The 25,493-nt window shown below is 37.6% G+C and carries 29 protein-coding genes; 25 read left to right on the forward strand and 4 right to left on the reverse strand.

Annotation, left to right across the window (positions count from 1 at the left end; translation table 11 throughout):
• The first annotated feature begins 17 nt into the window (after nucleotides 1–17).
• The 7 genes from TDE_RS04200 (at nucleotide 18) to TDE_RS04230 (ending at nucleotide 7,826) form a co-directional block, all read left to right on the forward strand.
• Nucleotides 18–1,025, forward strand: a complete 1,008-nt coding sequence (locus tag TDE_RS04200; RefSeq protein WP_002682144.1) for an NADH:flavin oxidoreductase — start codon at nucleotides 18–20, stop codon at nucleotides 1,023–1,025.
• Between the two features lie 77 nt (nucleotides 1,026–1,102).
• Nucleotides 1,103–2,215 (forward strand): YibE/F family protein, encoded by a 1,113-nt coding sequence (locus TDE_RS04205; RefSeq protein ID WP_002682145.1) that lies wholly within the window; start codon nucleotides 1,103–1,105, stop codon nucleotides 2,213–2,215.
• Between the two features lie 115 nt (nucleotides 2,216–2,330).
• The gene (locus TDE_RS04210) at nucleotides 2,331–4,229 is read left to right on the forward strand and encodes a bifunctional metallophosphatase/5'-nucleotidase (RefSeq protein WP_002682151.1); all 1,899 of its coding nucleotides are present in this window, start codon (nucleotides 2,331–2,333) and stop codon (nucleotides 4,227–4,229) included.
• A 244-nt stretch (nucleotides 4,230–4,473) separates the two neighbouring features.
• On the forward strand, nucleotides 4,474–5,718 hold the full coding sequence (gene recA / locus TDE_RS04215) for a recombinase RecA (RefSeq protein ID WP_002682153.1): 1,245 nt from the start codon (nucleotides 4,474–4,476) through the stop codon (nucleotides 5,716–5,718).
• 57 nt (nucleotides 5,719–5,775) lie between these two features.
• On the forward strand, nucleotides 5,776–6,552 hold the full coding sequence (locus tag TDE_RS04220; protein ID WP_002670199.1) for a segregation and condensation protein A: 777 nt from the start codon (nucleotides 5,776–5,778) through the stop codon (nucleotides 6,550–6,552).
• Nucleotides 6,536–7,087 carry an SMC-Scp complex subunit ScpB gene (scpB, locus tag TDE_RS04225; protein ID WP_002672067.1) on the forward strand — a complete coding sequence of 184 codons (552 nt, stop codon included), beginning with the start codon at nucleotides 6,536–6,538 and terminating at the stop codon, nucleotides 7,085–7,087. The genes TDE_RS04220 and scpB overlap by 17 nt, the downstream gene beginning before the upstream one ends.
• A gap of 34 nt (nucleotides 7,088–7,121) precedes the next feature.
• Entirely contained in the window at nucleotides 7,122–7,826 is a 705-nt protein-coding gene (locus TDE_RS04230; protein WP_002682155.1) for a pseudouridine synthase, read from the forward strand.
• Nucleotides 7,827–7,921: 95 nt separating this feature from the next.
• Here the strand turns inward: TDE_RS04230 and TDE_RS04235 are convergent, their stop codons facing one another.
• Nucleotides 7,922–8,107: a helix-turn-helix domain-containing protein gene (locus TDE_RS04235; RefSeq protein WP_002682157.1), complete on the reverse strand. Its 186-nt coding sequence runs from the start codon at nucleotides 8,105–8,107 to the stop codon at nucleotides 7,922–7,924.
• Nucleotides 8,108–8,221: 114 nt separating this feature from the next.
• Here TDE_RS04235 and TDE_RS04240 point away from each other — a divergent pair, with 114 nt between their 5' ends.
• From TDE_RS04240 to TDE_RS04280, 10 genes are all read left to right on the forward strand, one after another.
• A complete protein-coding gene (locus tag TDE_RS04240; RefSeq protein ID WP_002682158.1) occupies nucleotides 8,222–9,172 on the forward strand; it encodes an alpha/beta hydrolase in 951 nt (316 codons plus the stop codon).
• Between the two features lie 112 nt (nucleotides 9,173–9,284).
• Complete coding sequence (locus TDE_RS04245; protein WP_002670205.1) at nucleotides 9,285–9,482, forward strand: type II toxin-antitoxin system VapB family antitoxin; 198 nt, start codon at nucleotides 9,285–9,287, stop codon at nucleotides 9,480–9,482.
• Nucleotides 9,479–9,610 (forward strand): hypothetical protein, encoded by a 132-nt coding sequence (locus TDE_RS13350; protein ID WP_002682160.1) that lies wholly within the window; start codon nucleotides 9,479–9,481, stop codon nucleotides 9,608–9,610. The genes TDE_RS04245 and TDE_RS13350 overlap by 4 nt, the downstream gene beginning before the upstream one ends.
• Complete coding sequence (cobT, locus tag TDE_RS04250; RefSeq protein WP_010956831.1) at nucleotides 9,607–10,689, forward strand: nicotinate-nucleotide--dimethylbenzimidazole phosphoribosyltransferase; 1,083 nt, start codon at nucleotides 9,607–9,609, stop codon at nucleotides 10,687–10,689. The genes TDE_RS13350 and cobT overlap by 4 nt, the downstream gene beginning before the upstream one ends.
• Before the next feature lie 110 nt (nucleotides 10,690–10,799).
• A complete protein-coding gene (rpsP, locus tag TDE_RS04255) occupies nucleotides 10,800–11,045 on the forward strand; it encodes a 30S ribosomal protein S16 (protein WP_002670213.1) in 246 nt (81 codons plus the stop codon).
• Nucleotides 11,046–11,081: 36 nt separating this feature from the next.
• Nucleotides 11,082–11,315 carry a KH domain-containing protein gene (locus tag TDE_RS04260; RefSeq protein ID WP_002670215.1) on the forward strand — a complete coding sequence of 78 codons (234 nt, stop codon included), beginning with the start codon at nucleotides 11,082–11,084 and terminating at the stop codon, nucleotides 11,313–11,315.
• 2 nt (nucleotides 11,316–11,317) lie between these two features.
• Nucleotides 11,318–11,857, forward strand: a complete 540-nt coding sequence (gene rimM, locus TDE_RS04265) for a ribosome maturation factor RimM (RefSeq protein ID WP_002670218.1) — start codon at nucleotides 11,318–11,320, stop codon at nucleotides 11,855–11,857.
• Complete coding sequence (gene trmD / locus TDE_RS04270; protein WP_002670221.1) at nucleotides 11,854–12,585, forward strand: tRNA (guanosine(37)-N1)-methyltransferase TrmD; 732 nt, start codon at nucleotides 11,854–11,856, stop codon at nucleotides 12,583–12,585. The genes rimM and trmD overlap by 4 nt, the downstream gene beginning before the upstream one ends.
• On the forward strand, nucleotides 12,578–12,937 hold the full coding sequence (rplS, locus tag TDE_RS04275) for a 50S ribosomal protein L19 (protein WP_002670222.1): 360 nt from the start codon (nucleotides 12,578–12,580) through the stop codon (nucleotides 12,935–12,937). The genes trmD and rplS overlap by 8 nt, the downstream gene beginning before the upstream one ends.
• A 36-nt stretch (nucleotides 12,938–12,973) precedes the next feature.
• Entirely contained in the window at nucleotides 12,974–13,927 is a 954-nt protein-coding gene (locus tag TDE_RS04280) for a hypothetical protein (protein ID WP_002682162.1), read from the forward strand.
• On the opposite strand, the gene TDE_RS04285 is transcribed toward TDE_RS04280, so the two are convergent.
• Together TDE_RS04285 and TDE_RS04290 are read right to left on the reverse strand one after the other, a co-directional pair.
• Nucleotides 13,916–14,335, reverse strand: a complete 420-nt coding sequence (locus tag TDE_RS04285; protein ID WP_002682163.1) for a PIN domain-containing protein — start codon at nucleotides 14,333–14,335, stop codon at nucleotides 13,916–13,918. The genes TDE_RS04280 and TDE_RS04285 overlap by 12 nt on opposite strands.
• Nucleotides 14,316–14,558: a DUF6364 family protein gene (locus tag TDE_RS04290; RefSeq protein ID WP_002670228.1), complete on the reverse strand. Its 243-nt coding sequence runs from the start codon at nucleotides 14,556–14,558 to the stop codon at nucleotides 14,316–14,318. The genes TDE_RS04285 and TDE_RS04290 overlap by 20 nt, the downstream gene beginning before the upstream one ends.
• A 164-nt stretch (nucleotides 14,559–14,722) precedes the next feature.
• Between TDE_RS04290 and TDE_RS04295 the strand changes: the two genes are divergently transcribed.
• The 6 genes from TDE_RS04295 (at nucleotide 14,723) to TDE_RS04320 (ending at nucleotide 20,792) form a co-directional block, all read left to right on the forward strand.
• Nucleotides 14,723–15,367 carry a P13 family porin gene (locus TDE_RS04295; RefSeq protein ID WP_002670231.1) on the forward strand — a complete coding sequence of 215 codons (645 nt, stop codon included), beginning with the start codon at nucleotides 14,723–14,725 and terminating at the stop codon, nucleotides 15,365–15,367.
• Nucleotides 15,368–15,522: 155 nt separating this feature from the next.
• On the forward strand, nucleotides 15,523–17,157 hold the full coding sequence (locus TDE_RS04300; protein ID WP_002682170.1) for a hypothetical protein: 1,635 nt from the start codon (nucleotides 15,523–15,525) through the stop codon (nucleotides 17,155–17,157).
• A gap of 67 nt (nucleotides 17,158–17,224) precedes the next feature.
• The gene (locus tag TDE_RS04305) at nucleotides 17,225–18,145 is read left to right on the forward strand and encodes a helix-turn-helix transcriptional regulator (RefSeq protein ID WP_002682171.1); all 921 of its coding nucleotides are present in this window, start codon (nucleotides 17,225–17,227) and stop codon (nucleotides 18,143–18,145) included.
• 58 nt (nucleotides 18,146–18,203) lie between these two features.
• The gene (locus TDE_RS04310) at nucleotides 18,204–18,992 is read left to right on the forward strand and encodes an ABC transporter permease (protein WP_002682172.1); all 789 of its coding nucleotides are present in this window, start codon (nucleotides 18,204–18,206) and stop codon (nucleotides 18,990–18,992) included.
• Nucleotides 18,973–20,004 (forward strand): ABC transporter ATP-binding protein, encoded by a 1,032-nt coding sequence (locus TDE_RS04315; RefSeq protein WP_002682173.1) that lies wholly within the window; start codon nucleotides 18,973–18,975, stop codon nucleotides 20,002–20,004. The genes TDE_RS04310 and TDE_RS04315 overlap by 20 nt, the downstream gene beginning before the upstream one ends.
• Entirely contained in the window at nucleotides 20,001–20,792 is a 792-nt protein-coding gene (locus tag TDE_RS04320; RefSeq protein WP_002682174.1) for an ABC transporter permease, read from the forward strand. The genes TDE_RS04315 and TDE_RS04320 overlap by 4 nt, the downstream gene beginning before the upstream one ends.
• Before the next feature lie 17 nt (nucleotides 20,793–20,809).
• Here the strand turns inward: TDE_RS04320 and TDE_RS04325 are convergent, their stop codons facing one another.
• Nucleotides 20,810–21,757, reverse strand: coding sequence for a helix-turn-helix domain-containing protein (locus tag TDE_RS04325; protein ID WP_002670247.1), 948 nt, complete (start codon nucleotides 21,755–21,757; stop codon nucleotides 20,810–20,812).
• 201 nt (nucleotides 21,758–21,958) lie between these two features.
• Here TDE_RS04325 and TDE_RS04330 point away from each other — a divergent pair, with 201 nt between their 5' ends.
• Both TDE_RS04330 and TDE_RS04335 read left to right on the forward strand, forming a co-directional pair.
• Entirely contained in the window at nucleotides 21,959–23,746 is a 1,788-nt protein-coding gene (locus TDE_RS04330; RefSeq protein WP_002682182.1) for an ABC transporter ATP-binding protein, read from the forward strand.
• Nucleotides 23,746–25,491 carry an ABC transporter ATP-binding protein gene (locus TDE_RS04335; protein ID WP_002682183.1) on the forward strand — a complete coding sequence of 582 codons (1,746 nt, stop codon included), beginning with the start codon at nucleotides 23,746–23,748 and terminating at the stop codon, nucleotides 25,489–25,491. The genes TDE_RS04330 and TDE_RS04335 overlap by 1 nt, the downstream gene beginning before the upstream one ends.
• The last annotated feature ends 2 nt before the right edge of the window (nucleotides 25,492–25,493 follow it).

A 25,493-nucleotide genomic window follows, 5' to 3' on the forward strand; every position in this document is an offset into this window, starting at 1 on the left:
TTTAGGGAGGCTTTAAAATGTCTTTATTGTTTTCTAGTTTTAAAATTAAAAATATAGAGCTTAACACAAAATTGGTAATGCCTCCTATGGCTTCCGAAAAGGCTGATGCCGGCGGAATTGTGAGCCAAGCCCTTTGCGATTATTATGATGAAAAAACGAAAGGTTCTTATATCGGGCTTGTAATAATAGAACACTCTTATGTAAGTCCCCAAGGAAAGGCCAGTGCCGGTCAGCTTTCTATTTCAGATGATTCTACAATAGAAGGTTTTAAAAAACTGGCTTCCGTTTTACATAAAAACGGAGCGAAGGTAATAGCCCAGATTTCCCATGCAGGTGCTGCTGCAAGACATAAAATAACAGGATATGATGTGTTAAGTTCAAGTTCCGTTATGATTCCGCGTAAAGCTCCTGATTATGAACTACCTCGTGCGATGACGCAAGAAGATATAGATAAGGTTATAAACGATTTTGTTCAGGCCGCAAGGCGTGCGAAGGAAGCCGGCCTTGACGGCGTGGAAATACATTCTGCCCACGGCTATTTATTGAACCAGTTTTTTTCACCTATTATGAATAAACGCACAGACAAATATAACGGATCTTCCATTGAAGGCAGAACAAGACTTCATATAGAAATTATAGAGGCCATTCGTAAAATGACCGGCCTCGATTTTTTAATTGCCGTCCGTTTGGGGGCCTGTGATTATATTTCCGGAGGAAGTTCTCTTGAAGATTCAGTAGAGGCTTGCCTTCTTTTTAAAAAAGCCGGAGTTGACTTACTTGATATTTCGGGAGGTTTTTGCGGATATACTAATCCCGAACTTGAAGAAGAAGGATGGTTTAGCCGTATAACTCAAGCCGTAAAAGAAAAAGTAGGAGCGCCTGTAATTCTCACCGGAGGAATTGTAAGCCCCGAAGCTGCCGAAAAAATTCTACAGGAAGAAAAAGCCGATCTAATCGGTGTAGGGCGGGCTCTTTTAAATGATTCCGACTGGCCTAAAAAGGCAAAACAAAAATTGGAAGGCTGAAGAAATAAATAAATTATTGAGAATAAATTATTAATCATTGACAGATGCACATACCCATAGTATAATTTTATCGGAGTATGCGCGATAAAATCTTTGCGGTAATTATATTTTTAATTACTATCCTTTTATTTATATTTATGCCTCAAATTCGGGACAGCTTAGGACAAAGACCTATGTTTATTCAGGAGTTTGCTGTAGGAGTGGTTCAAGATGTCTTAGAAGAAGATCTTACTGAGGATCCCATAGTTACCGGACGTTATCGCGGAGTACAAAAAATTTCAGTGAAAATTTTGGATGGCAGTAAAAAAAATAATGTTTATGAAACATATAATACTTTAAGTGCTCTGCATAATACAAGGGCCTATAAGGATTTAAAGGCTGTCTTTACAATCAGGGTTCAAGACGGCAAAGAAAGTATTTGGTTGTACAATCAAAAACGGGATACCCATATTTATATCTTAGTCTTGCTCTTTGCCCTTTCTTTAATTTTTCTCGGCAAAAGGCAGGGCTTTAAGTCTTTACTGGGTTTGGTTTTTACATGTACAGTTATTGTGAGCCTTTTAGTTCCTGCTTTATTTGCGGGCTTTGCACCTATTCCTATTTCCATTTTACTTGTTTCGGTAGTCACCTTCGTAAGTTTTATTTTGGTAAGCGGTTTTTCCCGTAAGACCTATGCTGCAATACTCGGGACCATTTGCGGAATAAGTATAGCAGGGCTTATTTCGATAATAGTTTCCTATACGGCAAATCTTTCGGGTGTGAATATGGAAGGAGGAGAACAGCTTTTGAATATTGCCCCTGATTATAATCTAAAATTAAACGGGCTTCTTTTTATTTCTATTTTAATTGCTTCTCTTGGGGCTGTAATGGATGTAAGTATGTCCGTCTCCTCTTCGATGCACGAAATATTAACAATAGATCCTACAATCGAAAAAAAGAAATTATTTAAATCAGGCCTAAATGTAGGAAAGGATATAACCGGAACTATGAGTAATACTCTTATTCTGGCCTTTGCAGGGACATCTCTGCCTTTGATAATGATGATATGGGGATATGGCATGAGTTTAAGGCAATTTATAAATATACCAAAAATTGTAATACATATTGTACAAGGGCTTGCCGGCAGTATGGGTATAATAACATCTGTTCCATGTACGGCATTTTTTGCGGCAGTGCTTCCGCGTAAATAAGCAGGGAGGCATGATAAACAGTTCGGTAGAAATTTAGCCCCGCTGTTTATCGTGGTTGTATGTAGTTTTGCAAAGGCAAGACTTCTCGAAAAAAGTTTTTATGGGAGGAGAACCTATGAAAAAACGATTGACGTTTATTTTGATTTCCGTCTTTGTTATTTTTTCTTTTACCTCGTGTTTGGAGACCCGTGTAAAAGAGAGCGGTGTAAGGTCAAAGAGGGAAATGCTTGCAACAGGCAAGCAGTCGGATGAGGTTAAGTTAACTCATGCAGTAATTAGAAAGGGTGAAGCGGGAAAGGACAATGTAACCTTGACCTTCGGTGTAACCGGAGATGTTCACGGCAGACTTTATCCTTTTGAATATGCTGTTTGCGAAGAGGTACCGGGCGCGGGTTTTTCAAAAACATTTACCTTGGCTCAAGAGCTAAGAAAGGAAAATCCAAACACTGTTCTCATTGATGTAGGCGATACCGTTCAGGATAACAATGCCGAGCTTTTTAACGATTTGGAAACCCACCCAATGATTCAGGCTCTGAACTACATGAACTATGATATTTGGGTTTTAGGTAATCACGAATTCAATTTTGAAAAAGAATTTCTTGCACGTAATATCCGCAATTTTAATGGGGCAGTTTTGAGCGCAAATATCAGGAATGAAAAGGATAAGAGCTTTTTTGTTTTGCCTTACCAGTTATTGGAAGTTGAAGGGGTTAGAATCGCTGTTGTAGGTCTTATTCCGCCCCATATTCCGATGTGGGAATCTTCTTCGCCTTCTCACTTCAAAGGGCTGACATTTGAAGAACCCTTGGATGCTGCCCGCCGTACCGTTGATTCTTTAAAAGGTCAATATGATGTTTTGGTAGGCGCCTTTCACTTAGGCCGAAATGCCGAATACGGTTCTACAGGCGGAGTTATCGAAATTGCCAAACAAATCCCCGAATTCGATATAATTTTCGGAGGCCATGAACATGCAAGGTATGCAAGTATAGTTGACGGCGCGGACGGCGATAAGACATGGATAATAGAGCCCGGTGCCTATGGTTGGGCCTTGGCTGTCGGAGAGATAAAAGTTAAAAAAGAAAAGGACAAGTGGAAGGTTGTTTCGGTAAAGGCTGAGAACAGAGAAACAAAAAATGTTCTGCCTAATAAACCGATGGAAGAAGAATTCAAATTTGTTCATCAAACTTCTTTAAGCGATGCAAATACCGTAATAGGGAATATAACCGAGGACTTTATAAAGCGTGTCGATTATATTACGGGCGAGGATAAGGTTACTACAATGCCTACAATACAGTTGGAGGATACGGCCCTAATAGACCTTATAAATAATGTTCAGCTGTATTATACCAAGGCCGATGTATCGTCTGCTGCGGCCTTCCGTTCGGATATGAATTTAAAGGCAGGCCTTTTTAAGAAAAAAGATGTAGCCTTTATTTATAAGTATGCAAATACATTGATGGGAGTAAATATAACCGGTGAGAACCTTTTAAAATATATGGAATGGTCAGCTTCCTATTATAATACTACCAAAAAAGGTGATGTAACAATTTCTTTTGATCCTAAGATCCGAAGCTATAATTACGATATGTTTGAGGGTTTGACCTATGATATTGATATCTCTCAAGCACCTGAAAACAGGATTAAAAATGCAAGGATAAAAGGAAAGCCCATCGATCCGAAAAAAAACTATAAGTTGGCTGTAAATAACTACCGTTTCGGCACTTTGACAAAACTTGGTCTTATAAGCGAAAAAGATGTTTATTACGACTCCTATATGAAAATGCAGGATGCAGGACGTATAAGAGACTTGATAGTAAAATATGTTAAGGAAGTTTCAAAGGGTGTTATTAAACCTGTAACAAACAATAACTGGAAGATTATAGGCTTTGATCCCGATGTCAAGGGCAAGGAAGAAATCTTAAACAAGATTAGATCGGGCGAGATAAAGATTCCTAAATCGGAGGATGGAAGAACCCCGAATGTAAAATCCATAAATATCTATGAATTAAAATAAATAAACTTATTTAAAGTTCCGGCTGTCTTTTGGGGGGCGGCCGGAGCTTTTTTTCTGTAGTAAAACAATAAAGGCTTCTTGCTTTTTGCCTAAAAATTCTATATAATAAATAATCCTTTAGCGGTTCTTCATATTGGCCGCATTTGGTCAAGAAAAATTAAAACTTTTTTTTTAAAAAAGGAGAAAAAATCTTTTTTATTTATACAATATTAGTAGAATAAGAAAATTTTTATAGGAGAATATTGTGGCAAAAGCAAAAAACGAAGTACCGGCAGTTGCAAACCCGGATGATAAGTTAAAGGCTCTGGAGGCTGCCCGCCTTCAAATCGAAAAACAATTCGGGCAAGGCTCTTTGATGAAGTTAGGGAATAATTCCGCTATCGGAAACATAGAAATTATTCCTTCGGGAAGCATCCTTTTGGATGAAGCTCTGGGAATCGGCGGTTATCCCCGCGGCAGAATTATCGAGATATTCGGCCCCGAATCTTCGGGTAAGACTACGATAGCTCTTCATGCCGTCGCCGAGGCACAAAAGCAGGGAGGCATAGCCGCCTTTATCGATGCCGAACATGCCTTGGATCCCCAATATGCAAAAGCCTTGGGAGTAAATATTGATGAGCTTTGGGTTTCCCAACCCGATACCGGAGAACAGGCCCTTGAAATAGCAGAAAGCCTTGTACGCTCCGGAGCCGTGGACGTAATAGTAATTGACTCGGTCGCAGCCCTAACGCCTCAGGCAGAAATTGCCGGAGAAATGGGAGACTCTCATATGGGCTTACAGGCCCGCTTGATGAGCCAAGCCTTGAGAAAACTTACCGCCATTATAGGCAAGTCCAACTGTATGATAATATTTATCAACCAAATCCGAATGAAGATAGGCGTTATGTTCGGAAGTCCTGAAACAACTACGGGAGGAAATGCCCTTAAATTTTACGCCTCCGTCCGGCTGGATGTACGGAAAATTGAAACTCTCGGCAAGGACGATGATGAAGCATGGGGAAATAAGATTCGTGTAAAGGTTGTAAAAAACAAGGTCGCTCCTCCTTTTAGAAAGGTAGAAATGGAAATCCTTTTTGGAAAGGGCGTTTGTCCCTATGGAAGTCTCTTGGATTCTGCTGTCAAACAAGAGATAATAGGCAAGAGCGGGTCGTGGTATTCTTACGGGGACGACAAAATCGGTCAAGGCAGGCCCAATGCCGTTAAATTCTTAGAAGAAAACATAGACATAGCTCAAAAGATTGAAAAAGAATTGAGAGAAAAACTCTTCCCGGGCAGGCCCTTTGTTTCAAGTTTTGTCGAAAAAACAAAAGAACAAAAAGAAGCCCAGGAAAAGGCCGTAGAAGCTCTTAAAAAAGAAGAGGGTTCAAAGGAAGATGCTCTGACAGGCAATAAAGATGAAACCGATGATTCCGCTCAAAAAAATTCGGCCGCTTCAAAGGCAAAAAGGGCTGAAGTTGTAGGCCTTCCGGCGGACGACAGTCTTTTTTAAGTTTTAAAAATTTGAGTTTTTAAAAAAAATGCCGAACAATAAAAGAGGAGCGGCATTATGAGTACACAAACTTTGAGTCATATTGATACACAGGAAGTAAGCTATTCCAATACGGAATTTAAGGTGCATAACTTTGAAGGCCCATTGGATCTTCTTCTTTTTTTGATAAATAAAAACGAGGTAAATATCTACGATATTCCGATTGCAGAAATAACCGAACAATATCTGGAATACCTTGATTATGCAATTGAACCCGATTTGGATAACCTTGTCGATTTTTATTCGATGGCCGCTAATTTAATTTATATAAAAAGCAGAATGCTTTTGCCGGTTGAGGTTTCGGTTGATGATGAAGACATCGAAGACCCGCGTTCCGAGCTGGTCGATAAGCTCATCGAATATCAAAAGTACAAAAAACTTTCCGAGTTGATGGAAGAAAAAGAAAGCGAAGCGGAATGGTTTTTTGAAAGAAAAAAAATTCAGCATGCCCTGCCTTTTGGAGAAGAAGAACTTTGGGAGCGGGTAGATACTTGGGATCTTTTAAAAACCTTTTCCCAGCTTATGTCGAACTATAAGGCCGAACACATCTTAGACCTTTATGAAGAAGTTTCGGTAAACGAGAAGATTACCCTCATGAACGAGTTTTTGGAAAAAAAAGGTGAGTGTATGTTTACCGACTTGATTGTGCGCAAAGGGAATTTAATGGATGTGGTCTGTGCCTTTATGGCAATTTTAGAAGCCGTTAAATTTAAGATGGCAAGCATCTGGCAAAACAGAATGTTCGGCGATATAAAAATACGCCCATGGGAGCAGGATAATGGTTCAGAATTATAATTTGGAAAAAGAAATCTCCTTGGTTGAAGCTATCCTCTATTTGGAAGGCGACCCTTTAACCGATGAAGCTCTTTGTAAAATTTCAGGGCTTTCGCCCGAAATCGTGAGCGATGCCATCAAGGCCTTGCAGGAATCCTATGCTTCTCCCCAAAGCGGAATCGAACTTGCTAAAATGATGGGCGGCTGGGTGATAATGCCTAAAAAAGATTTGTGGGAACATTTAAAAGACCGCTACGGTAAAAAAAATGAAGGCCGTCTTTCCCGCGCAGCGATGGAAACCCTTTCTATAATCGCTTATTCCCAGCCGGTAACAAGGGCCGAAATCGAAGCTATCCGCGGCGTTTCAGCCGACAATATGATTCGCCTCCTTATTGAAAAGGACCTTATAAAAGAAGTCGGCAAAAAGGATGTCCCCGGGAAGCCTGCAATGTTCGGTACCACAAAGGAATTTTTAAAAATATTCAGGCTTAACAGCATTGCCGATCTTCCCAAGCTCGATGAAACCGAAAGAGAACGGTTTGAGCTTGCTCGATAAGAGAACCTTCGATTAAGAGAATCTTTTAGTTTTTATGATAGACGAAATAAGACTTCAAGTTTATTTAGCCCGCTGCGGAGTAGCTTCACGCAGAGCCTCTGAAAATCTCATCTTAAACGGAAGAGTAAGCGTTGACGGCAAAATAATAACCGAACTCGGTATAAAAGTTTCGGGTAAAGAAAAAATCTGTCTTGACGGAAAACAAATTTTCCCCGAGGCCGAAAAACGGTATATTCTATTGAATAAACCTGAAGGCTATGTTTGCTCATTGGCCGATGAAAAAGATAGACCCATCGCCGCCTCTCTTTTAAAAGATACCTATACCGAAAGGCTTTACAATATAGGCCGCTTGGATATGCTTTCCGGCGGAGCCATTCTTTTTACAAATGACGGAGATTTTTCTGCAAAGGTTGAGCATCCTTCTTCCGAAATCGAAAAAGAATATGAGGTAATAACCGTCTTTGAATACCCAGATGAAATCCTCCAAAAATTTTTAAGAGGGGTGCGTATCGAAGGCGTTTTTTATAAGGCTCTTTCGGCAGAACGCATATCCAAAAACAAAATGCGCATCGTTTTAATTGAAGGTAAAAATCGAGAAATCCGCCGAGTCTTAAAATTCTTCAATATAAAAATAAAAAAACTGACACGGGTCAGAATAGGCTGTGTGTATCTGGCAGACCTCCCCTCCGGCAAACACCGCCCCTTAACTTCTGAAGAGATTAAGGGTCTATTGGGGTAGGGGTGCTTTTATTCCGGAAAAATAAGTTTTATTTTGGGGCCATCAGGCTGCAGAAAATCGAGTCTTTTAAATATAATTGCAGGCATAGATAAAAACTAAAAAAGCATTTCAAGTTTTATTGCAGGAAAAATTGAAGTTATTTTTTTTATCATTTGTAAAGACGGATTTGATTTTTTTTCCAAACGCTGATAGCTGTATACATTTTTCATTCCGACTTTTTCAGATACTTGTTTTTGTGTTAGATTTACTATAAAATCTTGACAAATACTTCCGTTTTGCATTAGTATATATATCTAGAAGAAGAAAATAAACATTTTAAGGAATTTGAAACGATAAGAATGTATTCGTATGCGAAATCGGTTTAAGATTCTTTAAATACCGGGAGGATTTTCAATATGTTTAAGTTTAAAAATTTTAGATTCACAACAGCTGTGTTATTTTTATTTTCAGCTCTTAGTCTATATGGGGCTGATTTGGAAATAAAAGCTGAGGGGACTGTTCTTGCGGGGACTTTGCTTTTTCCTAAGGCAGAAAAAGCCGTCTCCGTTTGTATCATTGTTCCCGGTTCAGGGCCTATAGACCGAGACGGAAACAGCGGCTTTAATCTAAGAGCCGATACTTATAAACTCTTAGCAGAGGGACTTGCCGAAAACGGAATAGCTTCTTTTCGATACGACAAGCGCGGAGTCGGTAAAAGTCTTCCGGCTCAATTTAAAGAAGAAGACATTAGATTTGAAACAAATGTTCAAGATTTAAAGGCTATAATTTCTCATCTAAAAAGTCTTAAAAAATTTAAAAAGATATTTTTAATAGGCCATAGTGAAGGTTCTCTGGTTTCCATTCTTTGTGCAAAGACGGAAAAAGTTGACGGTTTTATTTCGATTGCAGGGGTAGGAAAAAATTCTGCAGACCTTATTTTGGAACAAATCGAAAAAAATCCCGCTAATCCTAAGGCTTTGATAAACTCTTCCAAACAGATTATAGAAAAACTAAAAGGCGGTAAAATGGAAGAAAATGTTCCGCTTGTTTTAAACAGCTTATTTAGAAAATCGGTTCAGCCCTATTTGATTTCTTGGTTTAAGTATGAACCCAAAAAAGAAATTGCTCAATTGAAAATACCCGTTTTGGTTATTCAGGGCGGAAATGACATTCAGGTAGGAGTTGAAGATTCAAAGCTTTTAAGCTCTGCAAAAGAGGGTATAGAATTAAAAATTATCGAAAAGATGACTCATACCTTAAAAGAAATTAATTCTCCTCAGGAACAAATGAAAACTTATATAGATCCGTCTTATCCGATTTCAAAGGATTTAGTTTTAGCCATTACGGAGTTTGTCAATAAAAATTAAGCCGATTTAAAAAATCATATTGAGCTAAGTAAATATTTAATGCCGAATTATTAAGCAACCTCCTTGATTTTACACAATAATATGTGTAAAATATACTATAGAGGTAAATGCTATGGCAACTAATCTTGCAATAAATGAAGAGCTGCTTGATACAGCCTATAAGATAGGCGGATATAGCACAAAAAAAGAAACGGTAAATACGGCTCTTGAAGAATTTATTAAAAGACGAAAATCCGAAGATCTTATAAAACTATTCGGGCAAGTAGAATATGATCCTCATTATAATTATAAAAAAATGAGATTGAGATGAAATTTGTATTGGCCGATACTTCAGTGTGGTCTCTTGCTTTTAGAAAAAAGCAGCTTACAAGTGATGACAAAAAATTATTGGATTATCTTTCTAATATTGACTTGGCAGATATTGGGAGACCTTTATGAGTATTTTAGAAAACACATTGAATTCGATCAAACCCGTTTCGGAAGAAGAAGGAAAAAAGGCCAAGCTTTTTTGGGACAGCCTTGCTCATCCGCCGGGCTCTTTGGGGGCTCTTGAAGAGATGACGGTCAGACTTGCAAAAATCAAGGGCTTTGACAATTTAAAAATCGATAAAAAAATAACGGCTGTTTTTTGTGCGGATAATGGGGTTTATGCGGAAAAAATTACCTCCCAGCCCCAGATTACCACCTTCTTGCTTGCCGAGATTATGCACACGGGAAAAACAGGTTTAGGAACAATTTCAAAATGGGCAGAAAGCGGTATTAGGGTTTACGATGTCGGGATGATAAAAACGAGCGAACGGAAAAATGTCATCAATAAAAAGATAAAATTCGGTACGGAAAATATAGCCCAAGGTCCTGCGATGAGCCGCAAAGACTGTATCCGCATGATTGAAACCGGAATAGAGGCGGCCTTTGAAATCGCTGATGAAGGCTTCGATATTGCAGGAATAGGGGAGCTGGGTATTTGCAATACTACCACAACGGCGGCTGTGCTTTCAGGCCTTTGCGGAGTAGAGCCTGAACTGACTGTCGGCCGCGGGGCTTCTACGACAGAGGCTATGTATGAGCTCAAGATTAAGATCGTAAAAAAAGCTATCGAAATAAACGCCCCAAAAAAAGGCGATTCAATCGATTGTATTTCGAAAGTCGGAGGCTTTGATATTGCGGCAATGTGCGGCTGTTACATAGGTCTTGCCGCCCGCGGAATTCCTGCCGTAATCGACGGTTATATTTCGAGTCTTGCAGCCCTCTGTGCCGTAAACTTAAATCCTCTTGTAAGGGATTACCTTTTTGCTTCTCATAAGTCGGAAGAAAGGGGAGCTAAGATATGCACCGCTGAGCTTGGAATCGAGCCCGTCTTAAGTATGAAAATGCGTTTGGGAGAAGGAAGCGGCTGTCCTCTCTTATTTAAGATGCTTGAAGGGGCAGTCTTTACCATGCAAAATATGGGAAAATTTACCGAAACCATGATAGACGGAGCCGATTTAGTGGATATCAGGAAGGAACAGAATCCTTAAAATTCCCTATTGACTAATTCTCTTCTTTATAGTATTATGCGTTCTTACTCGTATTTTCATTGAAACACGGGTTTTATATTGAAATTTTGGGTTAATCCCGGGAGGTTTACGTGGTAAAAATCAGACTAAAAAGACTCGGAACTAAAAAACGCCCTTATTATCGAATTGTTGTTCAGGATGTAAGAGAACCCCGAAACGGCAAAACCATCGATGAAGTCGGCATTTATCATCCGATCGAAACGGCAGAAAAACAGATTTCTTTTGATGCCGATAAGGTTAGAAACTGGTTGGGAAAAGGTGCACAGCCTACCGACACAGTTAGACGCTTACTTAACAAAAAAGAATTCACTCTATAAGTGTAAAATCACTTGACAGGTGAAAAGGAAAACAAAATGCAAAAAGATTTAATAGAATACATTGCCAAATCCCTCGTTGACGATCCTTCCGCCGTAACGGTATCGGAAAGTGAAAACGAAAAAGGAACGGTCATTGAGCTTAAAGTAGCCTCAGGCGACATCGGCAAGGTAATCGGAAAGCAGGGAAGAATCGCAAAGTCGATCAGAACCTTGCTGAGCGCAAGTGCAGGAAAGTCGGGAAAGCGTTATTCGCTTGAAATTGTAGACTAATAATGGATTTGCTTGCAACAGGACGAATCCGCGGTACCTTCGGGATCGAAGGGTTTGTAAAAGTTGAAAGTTTTTCCGGAGAATACGAGCATTTTTTAGGTTTTGACAGAGTTTTTTTAAGTATTCTTAAGGAAAAATTAAGAGAGCAAAAATATAAAGACGGCTGGTTTGAAATTGAAGAAGTTAATTTAAGAAAGGCCGATGCTCTTGTAAAATTTAAGGGGATAGACAACCCCGAAGCCGCCAAGTGTTTGACGGGTTCGGAATTGTTTATTCCTAGGGACAAGGCCGCCCCCCTTGATGAGGGCGAAGTTTATGTCCATGATCTTTGTAATTGTAATCTTGTATGCGAAGGAACTCTTGTTGGAAAAATAACAAGTGTAGCAGAAGGCGGAGGCGGTTACCTCTTAGAAATAGCCGGAAAAACCTCCGAGGCTGCTGCGGAATCGAGCTTTTATGTTCCCTTTAACAAGGAATTTATCGGAAAAATCGACTTAAAAGCCAAAACCGTGGAGCTCATGCACCGCTGGATTCTTGAATGAGATTCGATGTGCTGACCTTATTCCCCGAAATACCCGAAGCTTTTTTTAAAACTTCGATTATGGCCAAGGCTGTAGAAAAGGGAATTATTAGCTGCAACTTGGTAAACATCAGAGACTTTGCTTTCGACAAGCACCGCTCATGCGATGACATCGTTTACGGCGGAGGGGCCGGAATGTTACTCTTACCGGAACCTTTGAGCCTCGCATTGGACTCGGTTAATGCTTCTTCAAAACGGGTAATATATGTTACTCCGTCCGGGAAGCCTTTTAACCAAGAGCTGGCAAAAGAGTTTTCTTCAGAAGAAGCTCTCGTCTTTGTCTGCGGAAGATATGAAGGAATCGATCAGAGAATTATCGACGAGTATGTTGATGATGAAATCTCGGTCGGCGACTATGTTATGTCCTCAGGCGAGCTTGCAGCCCTAGTGATAATCGATGCGGTTTACCGCCTGATAGACGGAGTTATTTCCGGCGAGTCGCTTGAAGAAGAAAGTTTTTCAGGATTTTTGCTTGAGTACCCGCAATATACAAGACCAAGAAATTTTAAGGGAAAAGAGGTTCCCGAAGTGCTCCTTTCAGGACACCATCTAAATATCCATAAGTGGAGGCTAAAAAAGCGTATCGAAAAAACGCTTAAAACTAGGCCCGATCTTATCGAAAAGGCAAGAAATTGCGGGATGTGGACAAAGGAAGCAGAAAAAATACTTAAGGAGTTTGAAAATGAGTGATCTGATTATGAAAATTGAAGCTCAGCAAAAGGCTGAAAACCCTCCCGTTTTCCGTGTAGGAGATACGGTTAAAGTTCACTTTAAAATCGTTGAAGGAAAGACCGAGCGAATTCAGGTTTATGAAGGCTTGGTAATCTGTTTTAAAAATTCCGGAATCGGAAGAACATTTACCGTACGAAAAAATTCTTACGGTGTAGGGGTTGAACGAGTTTTCCCCCTTCATTCACCTCGAATTGCTAAGGTTGAAGTTGTACGCCCCGGAAAGGTACGCCGAGCTAAACTTTACTATATCAGGGATAAGGTAGGTAAGGCTGCTAAGATTAAGACCCTTATCACCAAAAAGAACTCATAAATTTCGAGTTTAAACTTTTAAATCGGCAAAAAATTTGTGATTTATACGGACGGTACAAAAGTTTTTTTTACCGCCTCAAGACGGGCTGCCTCAGGTTCGATGAGCTTAAAAAACGGCGATATTGTAAACGCTAAAATTTTAAGCTTAAAGACGGATGGAGCAGCCCGTATTTTTTTTAACGGAAATATTTTTGAGGGAAATGTTTCAGGAAGCCTAAAGGAAGGCGACAGTCTGAAAATGAGAGTTGTCATCGACTCTGACAAAGTTCTTCTCATTCCCGAAAAAGGAGATGACGCTTCTTCTTCAAAAGACATATTTTCTAAACTTGGACTTCCGCAAAACGAATTGACTTCAAGTATTCTTGCCTTTTTTACGGCGATAGAAAGCCGCCTTGATGAAAAATCGATAAACCGCATTTTTAACTTTTTGCACAAAAAGACGGCAGGTAAGGCATCAGACCGAGCCTCTTTAAAGGAAAAGGAAAAAAGCGCCTTTGCCGCCTCTCTTATCGAAAGCAAGGGCATTGAACTTTCTGATGAGCTTTTTTCGCAAATCTATGAAGCCATTTTCGGAGGCGGCAAAGAAAAAAATGATGATGAAGTTTTGGAGATGATAAATCACTTAAAAGGTGATGGCCTTCATTGGATAATCCTTCCCTTTGACAGAGAATTTGATTCTTCCAAGGCCTCAGGCTCATTGGCTCTTCTATTGGATATAAGTTTAAAAGAACTTAAGTCTCTGGTACTTCGCTGCAATTTTAAAAGTTCCGGCGAAGACGAATCTTGGATTTTTTCTTTGAAGGATAAAGAGTTTACATTTATGCGTGAAGATACCGAGCTTTCACAAAAAGAAAAAACGAATTTGGAAAAGCTTTTTACTTCCTGCCTAACGGAAACAGGCTTTTTCGATTCGGATACCGCCTCCGTTTTTGTCCGCTATGGAGAGCCGCCAAAATACGAACCTCCTCTTTCAGTCGATTTAAGAGTTTGATTCTTTTATAAAGAATTGTTCCGGCGTAAAGACTTGAACTCTTGCCGATTTAAAATCGCCTAGATTTCTCGAAATTATATAGTCAATACTATTTTTTACGGAACTTACTTCAATTACAGCATCTTCGTAATCCTTAACCGGAGAAAATAAAGCTTCTCTTAAAATTTTTTCATCAATAGGGATTATATTAAACATATCAAGAAGAGCAGAAATAATATCAGCTGCCTTGTTTTTATCTTTTTTTTCTTTTAATAAAAAATAAGATAGGGTTGTTATTTCGTGAGCAGCAATGAAACCGAATAGCTTTTTTTCGACACACATATTTATAATATTTGCCGCTTCCTCGTGAAAATTACGTTTGTTAAGAAAATCCAAAATTATATTTAAATCAATTAGAACCTTTTTCATAAAATTCTTTCCGCAATTCTTTTTTATCCGGTATAGGACGTTTTTCAAAGATTCCATACAAGGCGGCTGTTTTGGGGTTAAGCTTGTGTTGCTTATCGGCATTTCGTAAATTCATAAGATATTGTTCAAATAACCTTGAAATAGATATTCCGCTTTTTAGGGAGTAAAGATGGGCAAAATCTATCAGTTCATTATCTATACTTAGAGTAAGTTTTTTTGACATATTTACCTCCATACGTATTAAGTATATATTATTACGTATTAAAAGTCAATATAAAATTATTCTAGGGATAACTTTTTTGATCGTATTTTTGTCAGATTTATTTTCGTAGGCTTGACAAAATCTTAGGGCTGGCTTAGAATTATACTATAACCGGAGGTAGTGTTATGAAAAAGATGTTTATGGTTACAGTGCTTTTGCTTATAGGTTTTTATTTGTATTCCGAAGAGACTGTGAAACAAACTAAGGAAGATGATGAAAGTTTTTCTTATTATTTAACTGTGAATCAACTTATAAGTAAAAACCTTTTTAAAAACAAAGATTTAATCTCTGAATATTCTCAAAAATTAAATAATGAGCAAATTTTATTGATTCAAAAAAAATACCAAAAAGACTTGGCTGTGCCTCTTTTGTTAAATGGATTTGTAGGGTTCGGCAGCGGTAATTTTGCTTGCGGAGATATGCTGGGCGGAGGCATTCATGCCGCTATCGACGGTTTATCGGTATTATCTATGCTTACTATGCAATTTATTAATTTGGTAGATCTATTTTCCACCACTAGTTCAGACCCTCTGGCATCTATAGCCAATATTGATAGGAGAATGAAGATATTCAGTTATGTGGCCTATTCAGCCGGAAGTATTATGCTTGTTAACCGTATTGCTTCATTAATTACAGCGAGCTTATATGTAAAAAGGTATAATCAAACCTTAAATGATGTGTTAATAAAAAAGATACCTAAGGTTTCATTTACTCCTGTTCCTGTCATTAGTCCTGAGGGAGTAGGGCTTGCTTTGAATATAAGATTTTAGATTATTTTGGCATAAAGTATTGTTCCGGTGTAAAGACTTGAATTCTTGCCGATTTAAAATCGCCTAAATTTCTTGATGGTGCTTTCATACTTGTTTTTTTTCTTTTTTTGCTATATTATTAAGCTATGATTTTTGACTAAAATCGGCGGCTTTTTATGGAAATAACGGAACTTGAAAAACAAGTCTTAAAACAAGAATATCCTCAGGTGAGCCTTTCGGAAGATCTTGATATTGAAAGGTATTTTGAACTGAGAAAAACAGGGCATTTGAATGAAGCTCTTTTATTGTACAATGGAAAATTAAAGCGTAAATATCCGGATGATTCTATGCGGTATGAACTGATGTCTTCGTATAGACGGAGATCGCATAGGTTTCAGGAATTGCTTACTGAAAATTTAATCAACCTTGCCCAAAAAACTATAATGCAGATTAAGCAGGTTATAGGGTTTATTACCGAAAAGATAGCTAATCTCGATACAAATGATGTCTACAATGTTATTCAAGAATGTGAAAAAATAGTATCGGCTGTTTCTTCCGATAGATTTGCTTCTATTTCGTTTACCGAAAAATATGCACGCTATGCCGACATCATAGGGTTTAAACAGGCTGCAATGAAAAAATCGGCAGAACTTATCCGCCTCTATGTAACCGACACCCTTTCATCGGTAAAAGCTTATAGAGATGAACAGGATGAAATATTATCCCGCCAAAAAAGAGAACGGGCTGCCTACAGGCCTCCCACTACCCTTGACTTTTCTAAGATTATTTTTACAAAAGAGCAAGTAGATTCAATAATTATTTCTCCCGATATTAAACGGGTTGAAGATCAAGTTATTGCTTACACTTTAAAGTATTGGCCTGTTTATGCTGACGGCGGATTTGAAAATATCGTTTTATTGTACAGCCGGAAATACAGGACCAATAACTTTAATATTTTTCAGGCCGTAAAAATCGGAAGATTTAGAAGCTGGAGGGATGAAGAAATCTTACAAGCAGTCCTGTTGAATTTAGTAAACGGTTATTACTACAGCATAAGCGGCGATCTTTATCTTCAACGGGAATGGGCTAGGGTAAAAGTTTCGATAGAACCTGTAAAAAAGAAAGAAGAACTTATTGATGATGTTTCCGATGCAGAGGCTGTTTTAGAAAAAAAAGTAAAACCCAAAAAAGAAAAAAAGACTTCCGGTAAAAAAGCTGAAAATGTAGATCTTAAAAAACCGGTTCAAAAAGATGCTGTTTTTGAAACAAAGAAAGCTAAAACGGAAGAATTAAATTTAGAAAATAAATCACAAAACAAAGAATCTTTACCCGACAAAAAAACGGATAAACTTAAAAAGTCGAAACTTGAAAAAAACAAACTTAAAAATGAAGAACTTAAAAACGATAGCATAAAAAAAGAAAACCTTGTAGAAGTTCCAAAAGAAGAATCAAAATCGGAGGCCTATTTTGAAAGGCCTAAACTTGAGATGAATCCTTCAGGTTCAATATCGGAAATGATTAAGACTATGAGGGGAGATAAATATCAAATTCATAAAGGTCTTTTTTTTGAAGGGATAAGACCTTCAATCAGGAAGGTGCTCGAAAAGTCCGCCGTTCAAAAGATTTCAATGTTCGGTAATGAGCAAAACGATGCCGAGAACTATATCTACGATTTCTTTGATCAAAACTACGATAACCCCTACCAAAATTGGGGCATCTCAGAACAGAGAGTTCAAGTATTAAAATTAGGCTTCGAGATAAAAACCTTGGAGCCGATTATAGCAGATTGGATTAAGGGACTTAAGTTTTAGAAACGGTATATTGACAACTGTGTGTTTTTCTTATATTCTGGGCGTATAAAATTTATATATTTAGAAAATGAAATTTGAACGGATTCTCGAAATAATTATATACTTATTGAACCATGAAAAGGTTTCCGCAAAATATTTGGCAGAGTATTTTGATGTGTCGGTCAGGACTATTCAGCGTGATATGGTAAGCATAGCCGAAGCGGGTATACCCGTATATACCTTGGGCGGAAGGTATGGCGGCTATGCCGTTTTGGAAAATTATAAAATAAAAAACATCAACATCAAAAACAGCGAACAGCAAATTATTATAAGTGCTTTGGAAAGTCTTGCTACTTCATATACAAATGACAAGCTCAATTCCTTAATCGAAAAATACAATGCCATTATCGAAAAAGAGGGCGGGCAAAAAGTTTTTTGGGATTTTAGCGTTACAAAAGAAAATAAAAAGGTGCAAGATTCCAATATGCTTTTGGAAAAAGCCATCGGCGGTAAGAACTATATCGTTTTCGATTACCGCAATTCCGAAGGAAAAAGTTCGCATGTTTGTGCGGAGCCCCTTGCAATTCATTATAAATGGTATGCATGGTATTTGTTTGCATACCCTAAAGAAACAAAAGAGTATCGAACCTTTAAGGTTGCTCGGATGCAAAACCTGGTCATCTCAAAAGAAAGATCATTTATAAAACACGGCGATATACAACAAAAGATGAAAGAAGCCGAGCTAGCGTATTATAAAACCTGCATCAATATAGAAATTATTTTTTCCGAAAAAGAAATTCCGCTCATCGAAGAGTATTTTCCCGACTCCGTTATCGAAAAACTTTCTTCTCAAAAATGTAAAACCCATATTCATGTTCCTGCAAAAGAACGGCTGTGGAAGGCCTTACTCCTTAGCTTCGGAGATGCTGTAACCGTCGTTTCCCCAAAAGATTATAAAGAAGATCTTATAAAAACCGCTGAAACTTTTTTATCTAATTACGACATATAGCTGTCGCCGTCCTGTGATAATGTATTAGGTATAGATTATTTTGGACGGATACAGTGCGATGAAAAAATATCTTTTAATATTAAAAGCCTATTTTAAAGGTTCTCTTATGAACTTAATGGAATATAAGTTCAATTTTATAAGCGGCGGAACCTTTGAACTCGTATGGCTCTTTATGTATCTCATTTTTATAGATACGATTTTTATTCATACCGAAACGGTAAACGGCTGGGATAAGTACCGAATGCTGATGCTGACCTTTCAAGGCGGACTTATGGATTCCGTTTTTACTTTTTTGATAGTGCCTGGATTAAAAAGATTGCCCGAAATGATTAATGCCGGCACCTTGGATTTTATATTATTAAAACCGTTGAATCAGCGTTTTACTATTTCATTTAATGAGTTCGACATTCCGCAGATAAAAAATATTATCATAAATATTACCGGTTTGACGTATTGTTTTATAAAACTGAATATACGGATGACTCCTTTAAAATTATTACTGTATATTTTACTTTCGTTGAACGGCTTTTTTTTGATTTATTCGATTATGTTTATATTGATGAGTTTGGCTTTTTGGTTTATGCGGATGGATATTGTTATGGGCATAGGTTCCGAGCTGATTACCATCGGAAATAAACCTATGCAGATATATCCGCGGCTGCTTCAAAAAATTCTTATCTTTGTCATTCCGCTGTTTGTATGTTTTATTTTTCCTATTTTGTTTGCCGTTAAAGACTTATCCGTTAGTTATATTCTCTATTCTTTTGCGGCAAGTTTTATATTTTTTTTATTATCGAATTTTATTTTTAAAAAAGGAGTAAGGCGTTATGTCGGATCGGGCAGTTAGTAACGAAAAAATTATTGTTGCAGAAAATATCTGCAAAAGTTATGCATATTATCAAAAAGATGCAGGACTTAAAGGCAGTATCAAAAATTTGTTTAAACGTAAAAAACTATATAAACCTGCGGTTAAAAATCTTTCCTTTGAAATTGCTCAAGGTTCGATAACGGGTTTAATCGGTTTAAACGGTGCAGGCAAAACGACAACACTTAAAATGTTATCCGGTTTGATATTGCCGACGGAAGGAAGCCTTACCGTTTTACAGCATAATCCTTTTGAAAAGAAAAAAGAGTACCTCCGGCAAATTTCAATGGTGATGGGAAACAAGAGTCAGCTCTGGTGGGATTTGCCTGCCGTTGATTCTTTTGAGCTTAATAAAACCATTTACGAGGTTGAAGATGCCGATTACAAAAAGACGCTGCACACAATGATTGAAATACTCGGCGTACAAAAACAGGTGAATGTTCAGGTGAGAAGACTGTCTTTAGGAGAGAGAATGAAAATGGAATTGATAGCGGCTTTAATTCACAAACCGAAACTTATTTTTCTTGATGAACCGACAATAGGTCTTGATATAATTACGCAATATAACATAAGGGATTTTCTAAAACATTATTGCAATAAATATCATGCAAGCCTCATACTGACAAGTCATAATTTTAACGATATTGTTTCCCTTTGTACGGAATTGATTTTAATAAATAAGGGAGAAAAAATATATTCCGATTCTTTTATTAACTTTAAAAATGAATTTTTAAATAAAAAATATTTTATATTAAAATTAAAATTATTGAAAGCGGATAAAATTATAAAAACCTTGCAAGAAAAAGGTAATTTTTTTGCAGAAAAAACTGCAAAAGATACGGTTAAAATTTCTGCTGACTCAACTAAGAGTTTGGATATATTAAAAAATATTTCCAATGATTTTATTGAAGAGTTAAGCGATATTACCATTGAAAATATTTCGATGGAAGATGTTATCAGAAGATTGTATACATCGAGTGAGTCTATACTATGAATGCATATTACAAAGTTTTTAAAATAAGTTTGGCAAATCAATTGGAATATAGAGTTAATTTTATTTCCGGATTTTTATTTTCACTCTTTCCTTTTACAGTTAATGTATTGTTATGGATTGCCGTCAGTTATCAAAGTAAAGATATGCCTTTTAAAGCAGACGGTATAGTATCGTATTACTTTTTGACTTTGATAACCTACAATATTACTTCAACGGTTTCCGTATTTAAAATTTCCGATGATATAAGGCTCGGCACACTCAATCAGTATCTTATAAAACCGTATAATTATGCGCTGTATCAACTTGCTTCCGATTTGCCTCATCGTTTTATTTTCATTGTTATGAATGCGGTTTCGATTACGGTTTTATATTTTTTGCTGCAAAGATATTTTGTGTTTACACTATCATTATGGAAGGCTTTATTTTTTGTGCTCTTTTTGATCGCAGGTTATCTCATCAATTTTTTTATCGATTTTTTGATAGCACTCTATAGTTTTTATTTTTCGCGTGTTTCTTCACTCTATACATCGATACGGGTACTTAAAAATATTTCCGCCGGTATTATTTTCCCGCTTGTCCTTTTACCCGAATCGGTGTTTAGTCTTTTAAAGAACTTACCCTTTGCCTTTATTTCCCATATTCCGGTAAGTCTTTTACTCGATGATGTTCCGCTATGCACCGCTTTTATTTCCTTATGTAAAAGTTTAGGCTGGATAACGCTGCTTGCTATTTTCTGTGCAGTAGTATGGAAAAGGGGAATGAAAATCTATTCCGCCTATGGAGGATAGTATGTATAAAAATCAAATTACAAATCCCTCCGCATCCGGCTTGGCGTAATGCCGTAGGTTTCCTTAAAGGCTTTTTGAAAATAGCCGTCCCCGTAATAACCGACTGCTTGTGCTATTTCTATAATGGATAAGGTATCATCATAAAGGAGTTCGAGGGCCTTTGTCATTCTTATTTTTTGAGTGTATCCGTTTATTGTTGCGTTAAAACAATCTTTAAAACCGGTTACCAGTTTTTGTTGATTGATGGCAAACTTTTTGGCAAGTTCGGCAATCGTAACATGATCTGCAAAGTGTTCTTCTATAAAAGTTTTTACTTCTTTAAGGACGGCCTTGTCTTTTTGAGAAAGGTGTACATTTATTGCCGGTTTTGCTTTATAAATATAATCGTATAGAAGAGAAAAAACTTCCAAACATTTACCTTGAATATAGAGCTTTAAAGCCCCTCCTTCCAATGTACATTCTTTAAGGCTGTTGCAAATTGCGGTTATTTTCGGAATGACAATCGGCTCGGGATTAAGTACGCATGCAGCTCTTTCAAAAAAATCCTCTTCCAATGTGATAGGTAAAGAAGAAAAAAACTTTTCCCGAAAGCCGAAACCTATATTGATAAACCGTACATGAGGTTCAATCCTCTTATATCCGTAAAAACTAAAAGTATTGACATAGGCATTAAGCCCGTATTCAAATTCGCAAGACTTTTCTTTTTTTTCATAATAAGAGGCGAGCCCGGTGTAATATTGCCCAAGTTCGATAATTCTTTCATTTACATTATCCGCCTTGATAACAAGAGGCCGGTACAGTGTGCAATCGGAAATAGTCGCCACAGCCGTTTCGGTATCTCCCAAGATGGAAAAACCGCCTGAGCCTTTTTCTTCATCCAATATATAATCCCTTCTTCCATCTTTTAAATGCTTGATAAAGCCGAAATGTTCAAAGTCCTCCCAATAATCTTCAACCGTACGCATGTTTACACCTCTTCTCTTTTTAAAGTTTTTCTGTTCTATTTGAAGATTATAATAGTATATTTGACTTAAAAAGTCAAGTATTTTTATATTTTCTTTCTTATTTGAAGAAATTTTTATTGACAAAAATTCTTATAACAGCTAGAATAAGGTAGTAAAATAAGTTAGCGATGACTAACCGGGTTTTTTGAAATGGAGCATTTTATGAATAAAAAATCAAAAGGAATATTCGACAGTGTTTTTTATTATTCAAATGAAGGAAAACCGTTTCTTATTGCAAGCATTTTTTTATCTACGGTAGGAATGTTATGCAATGCCGTTCCATATATATCGGTATATTTTATAGGCAAAATATTTTTAACCGGCGGAGAAAGGGGCGGTGTTTTCTTTTGGATAATGGTTGCAGGTGCTGCCGTTTTATGTAATTTAATTTTTTCATTTTTAGGCAGTTTGGGCTGCCATAGGGTGGCGTTTAAAATTTTATATAGGTATCGAATTAAGCTGATGGAACATTTAGGAAAATTACCGCTCGGTTTTTTTTCCAAAAACACAAGCGGCTCCATTCAAAAAATAATGGATGAAAATATCGAAAAATTAGAAGGGGTTATCGCTCACATGTTGCCTGATTTGACGGGTTCCTTTGTTGTGCTGGTGTTACTCTTATTAGGAATTGCCTATCTTAATTGGCTTATGGCAATTACGGTGCTCATTTCGTTGGTGCTTGCCTTTTTCTTTCAGGCTTTAATTTTTGGCGGAGAAAAAGCAAAAGAAAGATATGCAAACTATATGAAACTTTCAGCCGATATTACCGGTCATTTTTCAGAGTATGTAAAAGGAATGGCGGAAGTAAAACTGTTTGGACGGGCAGGCGGCATATCAAAAAATTTGGAGCACAGCCTTGACGGATGTCTTGACTGGGAAATAACCAATTATAAAAGATCCGCTTTTTTTATGAGCATGTATAAAAGTATTATCCTATCTCTTCTTAGCTTTGTCGTTCCGGTCGGCGGTTTTTTGATTTTTAAAAATCCTGCAGGAGATACGGTTTTATCGGTTATTATGGCATTGATTATCGTGCCTGCACTGTACGACCCGCTTTTAACCTGTATAGATTATGCAAATCAAATCAATTTTGCAAAAGCAGGTCTTGCGCAGATAGACGGTATTTTAAATGAGCCCGTTTTTAAAGCAAAAAACAATGAGGAAAAAGAAAAGGGGGCATCAGTGTATTTTGATTCGGTTTCATTTTCGTATCAAAGTGAGGCAGACCCCTTACGGAAGCAAGCTCTTGATACCGTTTCATTTACTTGCAACGAAAATGAAATGACTGCTTTGGTCGGAGAATCGGGAAGCGGAAAATCCACCATAGGGCAACTGCTTTTGCGCTTTTGGGATGTGCATGAAGGAAGTATAAAGATCGGAGGAAAGGATATAAAGAGCTTTGATACGGAAGACTTAATGGAAAAAATCGCCTTTGTTTTCCAGGACACTCATATCTTTTCGGATACGGTACGAAATAATATTTCGATGAATAAAAACTGCTCCGATGAAACGATAATCGAAGCGGCTAAAAAAGCGAGATGCCACGATTTTATTATGAACCTTCCCGATAAATATGACACCCTAATCGGTTCGGGGAATATAAAGCTGTCAGGCGGAGAAGCTCAACGGATTTCGATAGCAAGGGTTTTTTTAAAAGATTCTAAAATAGTTATTTTGGACGAAGCCTTGGCCTATACCGATGCGGAAAATGAAAACTTGATACAGGAAGCAATTAGAAATCTTATCAAAGATAAAACGGTCATTGTCATTGCGCACCGGCTGAAAAGCATTATGGATGCGGATAAGATTATCGTTTTAAGAGAAGGAAAAATTATAGAAGAGGGCACGCACAAAAGCCTTATGGAAAAAGACGGAGCATATAAAATGCTGTGGGATTTACAGTTTGAAGCGGAAACATGGGAAATAGCAAGCAAGGGAGGTGAACTGTAATGAAAGAACTGATAAGAAAATCTACAATGGGGCATCCCAAACAAATGACGGAACCGGTGATATGGTATTTTTTGGAAGGCTTTACCGTCGGTTTTCCGGCAGTAGCGGTTTATTTTGCAATTAATCTTTTTATTACATATTTTAACAATCCTTCAATCATCTTTGATAAGGGATATTGGAATATAGCCCTCTGGCTTGCAGGGTTTTTCCTTTTGCAGTTGACGGTCAGTACGGTTACCTTTTTAAAAACCTTTCTTCCCGGTGCCCGTAACTCTGCACAGAACAAAAAAGACTTTATTCAAAAAATAAAAAGATTACCGCTCGGTTTTTTTTCTAAAACTCGTTCCGGAGAACTTATCAATACATTTACCGGAGATTTTTTAGCGATTGAGCAGGGTATGGTCGGCTCTTTTACGGGATTGTTCGGTGTTGTTTTTTCCTGCATCTTAACATCGGTTTTTATGTTTTGGTTTAATTGGAAAATGGCGCTTGCCTTTTATATTGCACTCCCGATTTCCGCGATTATTATTTTAATTTCTTTTAAGGTATTGGGAAACTTAATTGTAAGCTCAAGAACGGCAAAAGATAATACTGCAGAAGCGCTCAATGAATATCTTTCCGGTATGAAAATTCTTAGGAGCTACAATCAAATAGGAAAGGGTTTTTCCAAACTTGAAGATGCCTACAAAAACCTAAAAGATATCAGTATAAGAGGAGAAACATTGGGCGGCTCCTTTTTAGGTTTTGCCTTAACATTTGCACGGGCAGGTCTTCCGCTTATGTGTTTTGCCGGAACCTATCTTATTGTCGGCGGCGAAATAGGCTTAACCGAATTTTTAAGTATCATTATTATCGGCACCAAAATCATAAGTCCGCTTCTTACATGGATTCGGTACACCGCCGTTCTTAGAATGCAGTATGTCAGTGCAACAAGAATCGACAATGCTATGAAGAAAAAAGAATTAAGCGGTGAAAAGTCAATACAAGTAAAAGATTTGGGCGATATTGAGTTTGCACATACGAGTTTTTCATATTTACAAGGGAAAAATGTTATTGATGATATATCCTGCACTTTTAAGAAAAACTCGCTTACCGCCATTGTGGGGCAGAGCGGCGGAGGAAAATCCACCATATTAAAACTTATCGCACGGTTTTGGGATGTAAAGTCGGGAAGTATAAAAATCGGCGGTGTTTCACTCAATGAAATAAATCCCGATCAGTGGCTTAAACATATTTCAATGGTACTGCAAGAGGTCTATCTTTTCCATGACACTATAAGAGAAAACATTATGTTCGGAAACAAAAACGCAACGGAAGAAGATATGATTCGCGCTTCAAAATTAGCAGGCTGTCATGAGTTTATAGAAAAACTGCCTGAAGGATATAACACCATTGTAGGTGAGGGCGGTTCCACCTTATCGGGCGGTGAAAAGCAAAGGATTTCAATTGCCAGAGCAATTCTTAAAAACGCACCGATTTTATTACTTGATGAACCTACAGCGAGCTTAGACTCAAAAAATGAAGTATTGGTTCAAAAGGCCATATCAAACTTGGTTAAAGATAAAACCGTCATCATGATTGCTCATCGCTTAAAAGCCATAAAGAACGCCGACAAGATTATCGTATTGGATAAGGGCCGCATTGTGGAAGAAGGCAGGCACTCCGAACTGTTGGAGAAGCAAGGCCTGTACGCACGGCTGTGGCATTTACAAAATAAATCAAAAGAATGGAAGATTTCATTATAGAA

This window comes from Treponema denticola ATCC 35405, from assembly GCF_000008185.1.
In the GTDB taxonomy this organism is placed as follows: Bacteria; Spirochaetota; Spirochaetia; order Treponematales; family Treponemataceae; genus Treponema_B; species Treponema_B denticola.

What these genes read in the sequence shown, in the direction of transcription:
- cobT (WP_010956831.1), top strand. Translation starts at nt 9,607, where the DNA reads ATGAGTATTTTAGAAAACACATTGAATTCGATCAAACCCGTTTCGGAA.
- rplS (WP_002670222.1), top strand. Translation starts at nt 12,578, where the DNA reads ATGAGTGATCTGATTATGAAAATTGAAGCTCAGCAAAAGGCTGAAAAC.
- scpB (WP_002672067.1), top strand. Translation starts at nt 6,536, where the DNA reads ATGGTTCAGAATTATAATTTGGAAAAAGAAATCTCCTTGGTTGAAGCT.
- TDE_RS04310 (WP_002682172.1), top strand. Translation starts at nt 18,204, where the DNA reads ATGAAAAAATATCTTTTAATATTAAAAGCCTATTTTAAAGGTTCTCTT.
- TDE_RS04300 (WP_002682170.1), top strand. Translation starts at nt 15,523, where the DNA reads ATGGAAATAACGGAACTTGAAAAACAAGTCTTAAAACAAGAATATCCT.
- TDE_RS04315 (WP_002682173.1), top strand. Translation starts at nt 18,973, where the DNA reads ATGTCGGATCGGGCAGTTAGTAACGAAAAAATTATTGTTGCAGAAAAT.
- TDE_RS04290 (WP_002670228.1), bottom strand. Translation starts at nt 14,558, where the DNA reads ATGTCAAAAAAACTTACTCTAAGTATAGATAATGAACTGATAGATTTT.
- TDE_RS04320 (WP_002682174.1), top strand. Translation starts at nt 20,001, where the DNA reads ATGAATGCATATTACAAAGTTTTTAAAATAAGTTTGGCAAATCAATTG.
- TDE_RS04245 (WP_002670205.1), top strand. Translation starts at nt 9,285, where the DNA reads ATGGCAACTAATCTTGCAATAAATGAAGAGCTGCTTGATACAGCCTAT.
- TDE_RS04220 (WP_002670199.1), top strand. Translation starts at nt 5,776, where the DNA reads ATGAGTACACAAACTTTGAGTCATATTGATACACAGGAAGTAAGCTAT.
- TDE_RS04295 (WP_002670231.1), top strand. Translation starts at nt 14,723, where the DNA reads ATGAAAAAGATGTTTATGGTTACAGTGCTTTTGCTTATAGGTTTTTAT.
- TDE_RS04210 (WP_002682151.1), top strand. Translation starts at nt 2,331, where the DNA reads ATGAAAAAACGATTGACGTTTATTTTGATTTCCGTCTTTGTTATTTTT.
- TDE_RS04240 (WP_002682158.1), top strand. Translation starts at nt 8,222, where the DNA reads ATGTTTAAGTTTAAAAATTTTAGATTCACAACAGCTGTGTTATTTTTA.
- TDE_RS04235 (WP_002682157.1), bottom strand. Translation starts at nt 8,107, where the DNA reads ATGCAAAACGGAAGTATTTGTCAAGATTTTATAGTAAATCTAACACAA.
- TDE_RS04325 (WP_002670247.1), bottom strand. Translation starts at nt 21,757, where the DNA reads ATGCGTACGGTTGAAGATTATTGGGAGGACTTTGAACATTTCGGCTTT.
- TDE_RS04205 (WP_002682145.1), top strand. Translation starts at nt 1,103, where the DNA reads ATGCGCGATAAAATCTTTGCGGTAATTATATTTTTAATTACTATCCTT.
- TDE_RS04230 (WP_002682155.1), top strand. Translation starts at nt 7,122, where the DNA reads ATGATAGACGAAATAAGACTTCAAGTTTATTTAGCCCGCTGCGGAGTA.
- TDE_RS04285 (WP_002682163.1), bottom strand. Translation starts at nt 14,335, where the DNA reads ATGAAAAAGGTTCTAATTGATTTAAATATAATTTTGGATTTTCTTAAC.
- TDE_RS04305 (WP_002682171.1), top strand. Translation starts at nt 17,225, where the DNA reads ATGAAATTTGAACGGATTCTCGAAATAATTATATACTTATTGAACCAT.
- trmD (WP_002670221.1), top strand. Translation starts at nt 11,854, where the DNA reads ATGAGATTCGATGTGCTGACCTTATTCCCCGAAATACCCGAAGCTTTT.
- TDE_RS04260 (WP_002670215.1), top strand. Translation starts at nt 11,082, where the DNA reads ATGCAAAAAGATTTAATAGAATACATTGCCAAATCCCTCGTTGACGAT.
- rimM (WP_002670218.1), top strand. Translation starts at nt 11,318, where the DNA reads ATGGATTTGCTTGCAACAGGACGAATCCGCGGTACCTTCGGGATCGAA.
- TDE_RS04330 (WP_002682182.1), top strand. Translation starts at nt 21,959, where the DNA reads ATGAATAAAAAATCAAAAGGAATATTCGACAGTGTTTTTTATTATTCA.
- TDE_RS04200 (WP_002682144.1), top strand. Translation starts at nt 18, where the DNA reads ATGTCTTTATTGTTTTCTAGTTTTAAAATTAAAAATATAGAGCTTAAC.
- TDE_RS13350 (WP_002682160.1), top strand. Translation starts at nt 9,479, where the DNA reads ATGAAATTTGTATTGGCCGATACTTCAGTGTGGTCTCTTGCTTTTAGA.
- TDE_RS04335 (WP_002682183.1), top strand. Translation starts at nt 23,746, where the DNA reads ATGAAAGAACTGATAAGAAAATCTACAATGGGGCATCCCAAACAAATG.